The organism is Kytococcus aerolatus, assembly GCF_900187395.1.
Classification (GTDB): domain Bacteria; phylum Actinomycetota; class Actinomycetes; order Actinomycetales; family Dermatophilaceae; genus Kytococcus; species Kytococcus aerolatus.
Map to the genome: position 1 here is coordinate 949,424 of NZ_FYEZ01000001.1, position 12,371 is coordinate 961,794.

Annotated in this window: 9 protein-coding genes; 5 read left to right on the forward strand and 4 right to left on the reverse strand. The window is 73.6% G+C overall.

The window, feature by feature from the left end; translation table 11 throughout:
- Positions 1-12 precede the first annotated feature (12 nt).
- The gene (locus CFT82_RS04425; RefSeq protein WP_143469483.1) at positions 13-1,806 is read right to left on the reverse strand and encodes a helix-turn-helix domain-containing protein; all 1,794 of its coding nucleotides are present in this window, start codon (positions 1,804-1,806) and stop codon (positions 13-15) included.
- 90 nt (positions 1,807-1,896) lie between these two features.
- Between CFT82_RS04425 and CFT82_RS04430 the strand changes: the two genes are divergently transcribed.
- Together CFT82_RS04430 and CFT82_RS04435 are read left to right on the forward strand one after the other, a co-directional pair.
- Positions 1,897-3,279: an MFS transporter gene (locus CFT82_RS04430; RefSeq protein ID WP_088817815.1), complete on the forward strand. Its 1,383-nt coding sequence runs from the start codon at positions 1,897-1,899 to the stop codon at positions 3,277-3,279.
- Positions 3,279-4,730 carry an FAD-binding oxidoreductase gene (locus CFT82_RS04435; protein WP_088817816.1) on the forward strand — a complete coding sequence of 484 codons (1,452 nt, stop codon included), beginning with the start codon at positions 3,279-3,281 and terminating at the stop codon, positions 4,728-4,730. The genes CFT82_RS04430 and CFT82_RS04435 overlap by 1 nt, the downstream gene beginning before the upstream one ends.
- Before the next feature lie 84 nt (positions 4,731-4,814).
- Here the strand turns inward: CFT82_RS04435 and CFT82_RS04440 are convergent, their stop codons facing one another.
- Positions 4,815-5,819 carry a hypothetical protein gene (locus CFT82_RS04440; RefSeq protein WP_088817817.1) on the reverse strand — a complete coding sequence of 335 codons (1,005 nt, stop codon included), beginning with the start codon at positions 5,817-5,819 and terminating at the stop codon, positions 4,815-4,817.
- Positions 5,820-6,172: 353 nt separating this feature from the next.
- Between CFT82_RS04440 and CFT82_RS04445 the strand changes: the two genes are divergently transcribed.
- The 3 genes from CFT82_RS04445 to CFT82_RS04455 are packed head-to-tail and all read left to right on the forward strand — an operon-like array spanning position 6,173 to position 9,932.
- Complete coding sequence (locus CFT82_RS04445; RefSeq protein WP_088817818.1) at positions 6,173-8,980, forward strand: AfsR/SARP family transcriptional regulator; 2,808 nt, start codon at positions 6,173-6,175, stop codon at positions 8,978-8,980.
- 29 nt (positions 8,981-9,009) lie between these two features.
- Positions 9,010-9,651 carry a cation transporter gene (locus CFT82_RS04450; protein ID WP_088817819.1) on the forward strand — a complete coding sequence of 214 codons (642 nt, stop codon included), beginning with the start codon at positions 9,010-9,012 and terminating at the stop codon, positions 9,649-9,651.
- Positions 9,652-9,683: 32 nt separating this feature from the next.
- Positions 9,684-9,932, forward strand: a complete 249-nt coding sequence (locus CFT82_RS04455) for a hypothetical protein (RefSeq protein WP_088817820.1) — start codon at positions 9,684-9,686, stop codon at positions 9,930-9,932.
- A gap of 18 nt (positions 9,933-9,950) precedes the next feature.
- Here the strand turns inward: CFT82_RS04455 and CFT82_RS04460 are convergent, their stop codons facing one another.
- Positions 9,951-11,153 carry an MFS transporter gene (locus CFT82_RS04460; protein ID WP_088817821.1) on the reverse strand — a complete coding sequence of 401 codons (1,203 nt, stop codon included), beginning with the start codon at positions 11,151-11,153 and terminating at the stop codon, positions 9,951-9,953.
- A 63-nt stretch (positions 11,154-11,216) separates the two neighbouring features.
- Positions 11,217-12,269, reverse strand: a complete 1,053-nt coding sequence (locus CFT82_RS04465) for a zinc-dependent alcohol dehydrogenase family protein (protein WP_088817822.1) — start codon at positions 12,267-12,269, stop codon at positions 11,217-11,219.
- Positions 12,270-12,371: the final 102 nt, after the last annotated feature.

Consider the following 12,371-nt stretch of genomic DNA (forward strand, 5'->3'; position numbering starts at 1 on the left):
CGCTCCCGGGCCTCAGCGCGGTGTCGGCAGGGCCGGGCGCAGGGTGGGCAGCCCGCTCTCCAGCCGGAGCAGCACGTGCAGGTCCAGCGAACGACCGGGCTGCCGCCACTCGGGGCCGAGCAGCCGGTCCACGACGGCCAGCCGCTGGTAGACGGTGTTGACGTGCACCGAGAGCGCGGCCGCGGCCCGGCTCGGGCTGCGCCCGGCGTCCAGATAGGCCTGCATGGTGGCCAGCAGGGGCACCCCGCGCTGCTGCTCCTCGACCTGCACGGGGCCGAGCTCCCGCTCGACCTCCGCCCGCAGCCCGTCGCGCCCCAGCTCGGTGAGCAGGAGCCGGTGGATGCCCAGGTGCCGCCGGGTGGCCACCATCGGACCGTCGTCGAGCACCTTGAGCGCCAGCAGCACCTCGCTCGCCTCGGTGTGCGCGGCCGGCAGCCCCCGCTCGGCCGGCACCGGTCCCGCCACACCAGCAGTGACCCCGGCGGCCCGCAGGGTGGCGGCCAGCTTCTCGGGATCCCCCGGCGAGACCACCAGGGCGTCGCGGTGGTGCCGCACCACGACCGCCTCGGTCGGCAGCCCCTCCACCCAGGCGGGGTGACCGGTAACGGCTGCTCCCCGGCCGGCGACGACCGCCACGGAGTACTCGCCCGTGGGGTCCAGGCCCGCCAGGCGCAGCTCCCGGGTCCGGGGCTCGGCGTCGGGCGGGGCCGTGACCAGCTCGATGAGGCGCAGGTCCCGGGCGCGGCCCGTCGCCTCGGTGGCCGCCTCGTGGGCCACGGCCGCCAGCGCCACCGTCGGGGCGGCCCGGTCGAGGGCGATCCGGCCGGCCTCGGAGACCTCCTCACGGCCGAGGACCAGCCAACCGAGCACCCGCTGTGCCGCGACGACGGGACTGGACACCGGGGGCAGCTCGGGGTCGGGCTCCCCGACCCGGTGCCGCACGAAGCGCACCGGGGAACCGACCGCGCTGCTGACCTCCGCCAGCAGCTCGGTGATCCCCCCGCCCCGCAGCACCACCTCCCGCAGGCGGTCGTCCCAGTGCAGGGCGTGGGCGAGCCGCTCGGAGCGGTGGTCGAGCTCCTCCAGGGTGGCCTCCAGCTGCGCCAGCCGGCGCGCGTTGTCCACCGCGATCCCGGCGTGGGCGGCCAGGGCGGAGAGGAGCGTGACCTCCTCCTCAGAGAAGTCGCGGGGCAGTCGGTCGGCGGCGAACAGGGCTCCGATGACCCGGCCGCGCACCGTCAACGGCGCACCGAGGGTGCCGTGCATGTGCTCGGCGCTCGCCGCCGCGTCGGCCTCCGGGGCGCGCACGAAGGTCGTGTCCGCCTGGTAGTCGTGCGACCAGCGGGGGCGGGCGTTGCGCATGATCCAGCCCATGACCCCGCTCTCGAGGTCGAGCTCCACCCCGACCAGCTCCGGGGTGAGCGCCCCGTCGGTCACCTCGATGCGGAGGCAGTCCCGTCCCCTGTCGTCCGTGCGGGCCAGGGCCAGGTAGGCGAGGTCGACGCGCAGCAGGTGCCGGGCCCGGGTCACGATCTCCGGCAGGAGCTCGGTCGGCGAGCGCATGCCGAGGAGGTGCCCGGCGATGTCGTTGAGGGCCGCCAGCTCCCCGGCCCGGCGGGAGCGTTCCTGCAGCAGGGCCTTGACCTGGAGGGCCTGACCGGCCTGACGTGCCCCCTCCGACCCCAGCTCCTGCCCGTGTCGCAGGAGCTCCTCCACCGGGACACCCCGCAGGAGCAGCTCGAGCCAGCGCGCGCCCGCCCCCTTGGTGGTCGGATCCTCCATCGACTGCCCTGGATGCTGTGTCATCACCACATTGTGACCCCTCTCGCTGCGCACCTACGTTTCCCAGAACCACCCGACGCCCCGTCGTCGCCCCTCCGAGCAGCTAGGACCGCCATGAGCACCGCTGAGTTGGACATCCAGGCACCACCTCCCGCTGCCGACCCCGAGCTGGAGAAGCGGGTGATGCGGAAGGTCTCCCGTCGCCTGATCCCCTTCCTCATCGCCCTGTACTTCGTGAACTACCTCGACCGGACCAACATCGGGTTCGCCGGCCCCAACGGCATGAGCAAGGAGCTGGGCCTGACGGCCACGATGTTCGGTCTCGCCTCGGGCATCTTCTTCGCCGGCTACCTGCTGCTCGAGGTGCCCAGCAACCTCGCGCTGCACAAGTACGGGGCCCGGCGCTGGCTGGCCCGCATCATCATCAGCTGGGGTCTGGTGGCCTCCGCCATGGCCTTCGTGCCCAACGCGACCTGGCTCTACGTCGCACGCTTCGCGCTCGGTGTGGCCGAGGCCGGTTTCTTCCCCGGCATCATCCTGTACCTCACCTACTGGTTCCCGAAGCGGGAGCGGGCCCGGGCCACGGCGCTCTTCCTGCTCGCCCTGCCGCTCTCGAGCGTCATCGGCGCACCGGTCTCGGCTGCCCTGCTGCAGGCCGGTGACGACCTGGTCGGCGGGATGTCCGGCTGGCGCTTCATGCTCCTCATGGAGGGCATCCCGGCGGTCCTGCTCGGCATCGTCTGCTGGTTCTACCTCACCGACCGCCCGGCCGACGCGAAGTGGCTGGACGACACCGAGCGCGCGTGGCTCACGGACCGGATGGCCCACGAGGAGGAGAGCACCGGCCAGCGCTACCACTACCCGCTGCGCAGGACCCTGCTCAACGGCCGGATCTGGGCCCTGGCCTTCGTCTACTTCGGCACCACCTACGGCCTGTACGCCCTGAGCTTCTTCCTCCCGACGATCATCGCCGGCTTCCAGGAGACCTTCGGCGTGGAGTACTCGGTCATGGAGATCGGCCTGATCACCGCCATCCCGTTCGCCTTCGGCGCGCTGTCGATGGTGTTCTGGGCCCGGCACGCCGACCGCACCGGCGAGCGCGTCTGGCACCTGGCCGCACCGCTGCTGCTCGGTGGGCTGGTGATCCCCTCAGCCCTGTACATGAGCTCGCCCTTCACCGCGATGGTGGCCGTCACGATCGTCTGCGTGTGCATCTGCGGCGCCCTGCCGAACTTCTGGCCGCTGCCGACCCGCTTCCTCTCCGGGGCCGCTGCCGCCGCCGGGGTCGCGCTCATCAACTCGGTCGGCAACGCGAGCGGCTTCGTGGCGCCCTACGTCACCGGCTACCTCGCCGACCTCACCGGCACCCAGAACGCCGCGATGTGGGTGCTGGGCGCCATGATGATCGCCGCCGCCCTGATCGTCCTCGCCCTCAAGGGGGCGCCCGCCGCCGACGACGAGACCGTCGTGGAGACCGACCTCGAAGGAGCCCGCTGATGACGGCACCCACCCCGAACACCCCGCACGACCCGCAGGAGCGCCTGGCGCTCCTGGAGGCCGAGCTCGCCCCGCAGCTCCCCCCCGGCGCGATGACCGCCGACGCGGACATCCTCCAGACCTACTCGGCCGACCGCGCCATCCAGTGCGAGGCGGAGGGGGCGGCCGTCCTGGTGCGGGCCGCCTCCACCGAGGACGTACAGGCGGTGATGCGCTTCGCCTCGGCCCACGGCATCCCGGTGGTGCCGCAGGGTGCGCGCACCGGGATCTCCGGCGGCGCGAACGCCGTGGCCGGCTGCATCCTGCTGAGCGTGGAGAAGATGGCCGAGGTGCTGGGGGTGAACACGGCCGAGCGGACGGTCACCGTGCAACCCGGCATCATCAACCAGCAGCTCAAGGACCACCTGCGTCCCTACGGTCTGAGCTACCCGCCGGACCCGGGCTCCGTGAACATCTCCAGCATCGGCGGCAACATCGCCACGAACGCCGGCGGCCTGTGCTGCGTGAAGTACGGCGTCACGAAGGACTACGTGCGCCAGCTCAAGGTGGTGCTCGCGGACGGCTCGCTGGCCACCCTGGGGCCGCGCACCGCCAAGGGCGTGGCGGGTCTGGACCTGCGCGGCTTGTTCATCGGCTCCGAGGGGACCCTCGGCATCGTCGTGGAGGCCACCCTCCGCCTGGTGCCGCTGCTGGCGGAGCCGCTCACCGCCGTGGCGACCTTCCCCGACGAGGCCACCGCCGGCACCTGCGTGGCCGAGTTCATGGCCCGGGGTGCCCAGCCCTCCATGCTGGAGCTGCTCGACCGCACGACGCTGTCGATGCTCAACGACTACGGCGACTTCGGGCTCGACGAGCAGGCCGGGGCGATGCTGCTCATGCAGTCGGACGGCTCCGGCGACCCGGCCACGGCCCAGCGCGAGGTGGAGGCCTTCGCCGAGGTGGCCGAGTCGGTGGGCGCCCTCGACGTGGCGGCCTCGGACGACCCGGCCGACAGCGAGGCCCTGGTCGCCACCCGGCGCCTGGCCCACCCGGCCTACGAGAAGTACACGGCCGCCCACGGGGCGAGCGAGCTCATGGAGGACGTGTGCCTGCCCCGCTCGCGGATGCCGGAGTTCTTCGCCCGGCTGGCCCAGCTCCGGGAGGAGTCCGGGATCGTCATCGCCGTGGTGGCCCATGCCGGCGACGGCAACCTCCACCCGGCGATCTTCTACGCGCGGGACGACGCCGAGCAGGAGCGGCGCGCGCACGCGGCCTTCGAGGAGCTCATGCAGCTGGGGCTCGACCTCGGCGGCACGATCACCGGTGAGCACGGGGTCGGTTCGCTGAAGGCCCGGTGGCTGGCCAAGGAGCTGGACCCGGTCAACCAGCGGCTCCACCTGGCGGTGAAGCAGGCCATCGACCCGCAGGGGATCCTCAACCCCGGCAAGATGCTCAGCCACCTGGGCGGCTGAGGGGACCCGGCCCTCGGCGGAGGGAGCACACGCGAGGGGCGCCTGCCCCGGCCGGTGAGCCGGAGCAGGCGCCCCTCGTGCGGATCACTGCTCCTTGGCCTCCTTGAGGTCGGCGGAGCAGCGGGCGTACGGGAAGGTGCTGGTGTCCTCGTCCTTGGCGTTGCCGCGGACGTCGGAGCCCGAGACCTCGCACGAGACGTCGAACTCCTCCTGGTCACCGGTGGACTTCGCCATGATCGAGAGGGAGTAGGTGGACTGGTACTCGTTCTCGATCGTCACCGACCTCGACCAGTCACCGGTGATCGTCTCCTTCTGGAGCCGCCCCTGGTCGTCGAACCACGTGATCTCGGCCGTCTGACCGTCGGACACCGACGCCTTGAGCTCCACCGTGCGCGGCAGGGCCGTGGCGCTCTCCTGCGGCGTGGTCTCCTCGGGGGTCGTCTCCTCCGGCGTGGTCTCCTCGGGGGTCGTCTCCTCCGGCGTGGTCTCCTCGGGTGTCGTCTCCTCCGGCGTGGTCTCCTCGGGTGTCGTCTCCTCGGGGGTCGTCTCCTCCGGCGACTCCTCGCCCGGCGACTCCTCGGAGGAGCTCGACTTGTCGCCCCCCGGCATCGCCGGGATGTCGATCCCGCCCGTGGCGAGCTTGAAGACCAGGAAGCCCAACAGGGCGATCACGAGGAGCGACAGGCAGCCCACGACCGCCAACGGTCCCATGTCCCGACCGCCACCGTTCCCGGTGGCACCGCCGGCGGCGTGGGTGGAGGAGTGCCAGGCCGTGCCCTCCGGCTGCGGCCCCCCGTGCGGACCGGTCTGCCACGGGGCCTGCCCCCCGTACGGCGCCTGACCGCCGTAGGCCCCAGAAGGCGCCTGCCCTCCGTAAGGCGCCTGGTCGCCACCCCACGGTGTGGCTCCGGCCGCCTGCTCGTGGGCGAACGAGTCCTCCTCGTCGTACGGCGAGGCGGGCGGGTGCTGCGGGGCGGTCTCGGCGTTGCCGTCCACGGGCCGGGAGCCGTACGGGGAGCCCTGACCGTAGGGCGGCAGGTCGTCGGGTCGGTCCCCGGGAAGACCTCCGGGGGGCGGGGGCGTGGTCATGGTCGTCCAATCGTCTGCTGAGCACTGGGCCGGTCGAGTCTTCCTCCGCATGATGCCACCCCGAGGATCCCTCCCGGAGGGATGGAAAACGGGGAGAACCCGTCCCCCGGGAGGGGATTCCGCGACACCCCGCTGCCGCTCTGCGGTGGCGACAGCGACAACGTGCCCCACGACAGCGCAACGACAGGAGGGTCCCGCACGATGGCAGAGCCGGGTGAGGCCGCTCCCCCGGTACGAGTCTCGAGAGGTGCGTGCGTCAGCTGGAGGGGGCTGACGCGGGCACGGCATCGACCGTCACACAACGGGGGGAACCCTACGATGGGTTCCCCCGGGTTCGACTTCGAAGGAGGCCGATGAGGATCGCCGTTCTCGGCCCCCTCGAGGCCACCACCACCGAGGGGATCCCGCTCGACCTGCCGCTGCGGGAACGTCGTGTCCTGGAGATCCTGGTGACCGCGGCCCCGCGGGCCGTGGACCAGAAGGAGCTCGTCCGGTCGCTCTGGCCGGAGAACCCGCCCCGCACCGCCGGCAACCAGGTGCAGGGCTGTGTGGCCCGGATCCGGCGCGCGACCGCCTCCGAGACCGAGCAGGTGGTGGTCACCACGTCGACCGGCTACCGACTGGGCGCCACGGTGGAGACGGACCTCGCCGAGTACCGCGAGCACAGCCGCGCGGCCTCCCAGGCCATCCACCGCGAGGACACCGAGCGTGCTCGGAGCGCCTCCGAGTCCCTCCTGGCACTGTGGCGCGGAGCCCCCTTCCCGGATGCGGTGGACGGCTCCCGCCCCGCCGCGTTGGCGATCCAGCTCGACAGCACCCACACCGAGCTCTGCGAGCGATGGTGGGTCCTGGCGGCCGCCGACGACCCCACGCGCGCGGTCGCCGAGCTGAGGCGCCTGCTGGCCCTGCACCCGCTGCGGGAGAGCACCTCGCGGGCTCTCATGCAGGCCCTGGTGACCGCCGGACGCAGCTCGGAGGCCCTGAAGGTCTACGCCCAGGTGCGCTCCCGGCTCCGCGACGAGCTCGGGGTGAACCCCTCCCCCGCCTCCCGCGAGCTCCACGAGCAGATCCTCCGGGGGCAGGAGGACGAGGGGGCCGAGCAGTCCCGGCGGGCCCAGATCACGAGCCAGCTGCCCCCGCCCCCGGAGGACTTCGTCGGCCGGGAGGAGCTGCGGGAGGAGGCCGCCGCCCTCCTGACCCGGTCCGGCCGGCGCCGGATGGTGGTGCTCCACGGGCACCCCGGCATCGGCAAGCGGGCCACGGCGCTGCAGATCGCCCAGGACCTCCAGGACGAGTTCCCCGGTGGCGTCCTCTACGTGGGCGTGCGCGGCAACTCGGCCCAGGGTCGGTCGGCCGGGGAGGTGCTCGGGGAGCTGCTCTCGCAGGCGGGCGTGCACCAGCACAACCTGCCCAAGACCGTCCCCGAGCGCCGGCAGGCTCTGGCCGAGCGCCTCGCCGGCCGGGAGGTCCTCCTCGTGCTGGACTCGGTGCCCACTCCCGAGCTGGCCGAGCACGTGCTGCCGGCGGGGGAGGTGGCGGCGCTCATGACGAGTCGGCGGGTTCTCCGCGGCCTGCCCGGTGCCCACCACCTGCCGGTGGAGGCGCTGACCCCCGCCCAGGCGGTGGAGCTGCTGCACCGCCAGGTGGGCCTGCACCGCACCGAGGGACACGAGGAGGAGCTCACCGCCATCGCCCGGCTGTGCGGATACCACCCGTACGTGCTCCTCATGGTGGCCGGACAGCTGCGCACCCAGCGCGACTGGACCCCCGCCATGGCGCTGGACCGACTGCGCAGCTCCAACCAGATCCTGCCGCAGCTGGCCACCGACGGCCTCGACCTGCGCACCACGACCGAGGAGCTCCTGGAGGAGCTCCCGGAACCGGCTCGGGCGGCCTTCGGTCTGCTCTCCCTGCTCGGTGAGGAGCCCTTCCCGGGCTGGGTGGTCGGTGCGCTCACGGGGCAGACCCAGTGGTTCGACACCCTGGACCTGCTGGTGGAGACGCACCTGCTGCACCTGGAGCGGGTGGACGAGCTGGGCCAGCCGCGATACGTCGTCCCGGCCCTGACCAAGGCTGCCGCCGGCTCCCACTGGTCAGGGACGCCTCCCGAGGAGCTGCGCGCCGCGGCCGAGCGTCTCGTGCACGTCTGGTGGTGTCTCGCCGACCAGGCCACGGCGGGCATCCCGCCGACGCTCTACGACCCCGAGCTGCTCGACGAGGCCCCGGACCTGCCCTCGCAGGAGGCCTTCCTCGATGCCACGGCACGTCGGGCGCTGGAGTCCCCGCGGGAGTGGCTCAAGGCGGAACGGAGCCACCTCGTGCAGGCGGTGGAGCTCGCGGCCGACCAGGGCCTGTCCGAGCTGGCAGCACGCCTGGCGCTCACCCTCTTCCCGTCCTTCGACTTCCAGTGGCTCCACGAGGACTGGCAGCGAGCCTGCTATGCCGCGCTCCGCGCCCTGCCCCCGGTGCCGAACCGCAGCGTGGAGGACTCCGACCCGGGCTCGCTGGCCGCGGACGAGCGGGCCCTCCTCAAGCTGCGGGCGGCCCTCGTGCGCGGTCAGGCCCAGGTGAAGCTCTACCGGGCCCGGTACGAGGCCGCCGAGGAGCTGGTCCGGGAGGCGATGGACCTCTTCGCCGCGGCGGGGTGCGACGCCGGGGTGGCCCTGTGCCACCTGAACCTGGTGACCTCCCACCGCGAGACCCACCGCCGGGAGCAGGCCGCCGAGCACGCCCGGGTCGCCGCGGAGAGCCCGGTGACGCGGATCCGGGCCTCGGCCCGGTCGGTCGGGGGCGGGCTGCGGAACATGGCCGGCGACTACGCGGCCGGGCTGGAGATGTTCGACCAGGCCGTGGCCGATGCCGGACGGGCCGGGGACGACCACCGACTCGGCCAGGCCCTGCGCGGGCGGGGCATCTCGCTCTGGAAGCTGGGGCGGGGGCAGGAGGCCGTGGACGTCATCGAGCGCGCGGTGGGTCTCTTCGACGAGCTGGACGACGTGGGCTGCCTGGCCCACACGCTGCGAGCCCTCGGCCGGGTCCACGACGACCTGGGGCATCCGGAGCCGGCGCAGGAGGTCAACGCCCGGGCCGAGGAGCTGTACCTCCAGGTGGGGCGGCCGGGGGCCAGGGGCCCGTACGACGCGCAGGCCCGCCGCCGCTGACGGGGACCGCACGAGGGAGAATCGGGGGCATGTCCGCGCCCTCCACCTCCGTGCTCGACCCACGCACCCTGCGCCGCACGGTGCTCGTGGTCGCCCTGCTCAACCTGGCCTACTTCGTCGTCGAGGCAGGCGTGGCGGTCTCGATCGGGTCGGTCTCGCTCCTGGCCGACAGCGTCGACTTCCTGGAGGACACCGCGGTCAACCTCCTCATCGCCTTGGCCCTGGGCTGGTCGCTGGCCCGGCGGGCGACGGCCGGGAAGATCATGGCGGGCGTCATCCTGCTGCCGGCCCTGGCTGCCGCGTGGGGTCTGTTCGTCAAGGCCGGCGACCCGGTGCCACCGGACGTCACCGCCCTGGTGCTGACCGCCGGTGGTGCCGCGGTCGTCAACGGCATCTGCGCCCTGCTGCTCCTGCGGGTGCGCCACCACGGGGGCTCGATGACGACGGCTGCCTTCATGGTGGCGCGCAACGACGTGCTGGTGAACGTCGCGATCATCGCGATGGCCTTCGTGACCCTGTGGACCGACAGCGGGTGGCCGGACATCGTCCTCGGCGCGCTGATCATCCTGCTGAACCTGGACGCGGCCAAGGAGGTCTGGGAGGTGGCCACCGAGGAGGGCCTAGCGGCCAAGGCGCTGGCCGGGGAGGACGTCGACCCCTGCAGCTGCTGACCGCGGCGAGCGGGCCGGCCTAGGGTGTGCGCATGCACCCCCAGCGGCTCGACTCCCCCGACGACCAGCGGCGCTTCACGACCGCCAGCATCGCCGCCGCGGTGGTCTTCGTGCTGGCCTGGGTGGTGCTGGGGGCGCCGATCCCGTCGCTGAACGGCCTGCACGGCTGGGGGCCGGTGCTCATCGCGGCCGGGTTGTCGGCGGCAACCTTCGTCGTGGCACTGTCCCTGCGGCCGAGCGACCCGAACGACCCCGACCACGAGGACATGGGCACGGTCTGACGGGGCGTGAGAGGGTCCTCACCGCCCCCGCAGCGCCAGCACCGCCCACGCGCCGGCGGCCAGGGCGAGCCCCGCCACGACGGCCACCAGCCCGCCCCAGCCGACCCCTCCCCACGCGAAACCGCCGGCGTAGCCGACCACCGAGCTCCCGGCGTAGTAGGCCAGCGTGTACAGGGACGTGCTCTGCGAGCGCCCGTGCTCGGCGGCGGCCCCGGCCCACCCGGAGGCCACCGAGTGCGCGCCGAAGAACCCAGTGGTGAACACCACCAGCCCGACGATGACCACCGGCAGCATCGACGACAGGGTCACCAGCACCCCGGTCACCATGAGCCCCACCGAGGCCAGCAGGACCGGCAGCTGCCCCCAGCGGTCGGCCAGCGAGCCCGCCACCCGCGCCGACCCGGTGCCCGAGAGGTAGGCGAGGAAGAGCAGGCTCACCGCCCCCACCGAGAGATTCCATGGCGGCCCCTCCAGCCGGAAGCCCAGGTAGTTGTAGACCGCCACGAACCCACCCATGAGCAGGAAGGCCTGCATGTACAGGGCCATCAGCCCCGGCCGACGCAGGTGCTCCCGGCAGGTGCGTGCCACCGACCCCACCGACGAGCGCTGTGCGCGGAAGCCCCGTGGCTCCGGCGGCAGCACCCAGAAGGCCACCACCGCCACCGCCGCGAGCGCCGCGACGGCCGAGACCCCCGTCCGCCAGCCGGCGAGGTCACCCACCGGTGCGGCCACGATGCGCCCCATCAGCCCGCCCAGGCTGGTGCCGGCCACGTAGGTGCCGGCCGCCACCGCAGCGGCCCGGGGACTGACCTCCTCGGAGAGATAGGCCACGGCGAGCGCCGCCACCCCACCCAGCGCGGCGCCCTCCAGGACGCGCAGCACCAGCATCAGCTCGAACCACGGGCACCAGGGCACCAGCAGCCCCAGCCCGGTGCCACCCACCAGGGCGATGCGGATGGCCGTCAGCCGTCCGATCCGGTCGGCCACCAGCGACCACGGCAGCACCGAGAGCGCCAACCCGCCCGTCGCCGCCGAGACCGCCAGCGAGGCCTGCGAGGCGGTGACCCCCAGGTCGGCGGCCAGCAGCGGCAGCACCCCCTGCGGCGAGTAGAGCTGGGCGAAGCAGGCCATCCCCGCGGCGAAAAGCGCCCACTGCATCCGCCGGTAGCCGGCGGTCCCCCGCTCGTGGCCCGGCCACGCGGTGTCGGGGGTGGCGCTCATGTCGCCGAGGCTAGCCCGGGCGGGAGGGGATAAGCGCCCCGTCCCCGCGTGCCGGGCCACCCCTCAAGGGCGGATCACCGTGATCCCACCCCCACCACCCGTGGAGAGCTCAGCGAGCGCCTGCGGTCCCTCCTCGAGGCCGATGGTGCGTCCGACGAGGCCCGCCAGGTCCACGCCCGGTCCCCCGTCGGCCCCGGTGACGAGCGCCAGCATTGCCGGGTAGTCCTGCGCGGCCAGCCCGTGCGTGCCGTGGACGGCCAGCTCCCAGGCGACCACCCGGTCCATCGGCAGGGCCGTGCGCGCGGCCTCCCCCAACAGCAACCCCACCTGCACGTGGCGTCCACGGCGGCGCAGCGACAGCACCGAGGCGAGCGCGGCCGACGGGGAGCCGAAGGCGTCGAGCGAGACGTGCGCCCCTCCGGCGGTGGCCTCGTGCACCGCCTCGGCGATCTCCTCCGGGGCCTGCCCGCGGCCGTCGACGACGGCCTCGGCCCCCAGCGCGCGGGCTCGCTCGAGGGCGACGGGGGCCAGGTCCACGACCACCACCCGGGCACCCAGGGCGCGGGCGATCAGGATCGCCGAGAGCCCCGCCCCACCGGCCCCGTGCACGGCCACCCACTGCCCCGGCCCGATCTCACCGTGGGCGACCAGCGCCCGGTAGGAGGTGGCGAAGCGACAGCCCAGCGCAGCGGCCTGCACGTCGTCGAGGCCGTCGGGCAGCGCCACGAGGTTGTGGTCGGCGGCGTGGAGAGCCACCCGCTCGGCCCAGGAGCCCCAGCCGGTGAAGCCGGGCTGGGTCTGGTCGGGGCAGACCTGGCCGTCTCCCGCGGCGCAGAGCTCGCACCGGCCGCAGCCGCAGACGAAGGGGGTGGTGACGCGGTCGCCGACCGACCAGCGCGTCACCCCATCCCCGACCTCGCGGACGACGCCGGCGAGCTCGTGACCGGGCACGTGCGGCAGGGGCACCGGGTCGTGGCCCTGCCAGGCGTGCCAGTCCGAGCGGCAGACCCCGGTGGCCGAGACCTCGACGACCACTCCCCCGGGCGGGCAGACGGGCTCCGGCAGCTCACGGACCTGTGGGAGGACACCGACCTCGTCGATCACCACGGCTCTCATGGAGCAAGCCTAGCCAGCCGGCGGGCCGGGCCAGGTGGTGGCGTCCGGGCGTCGGGCCCACCCGGACCACGAGCAGGGGCCCTGCCGGACGAGTCCGGCAGG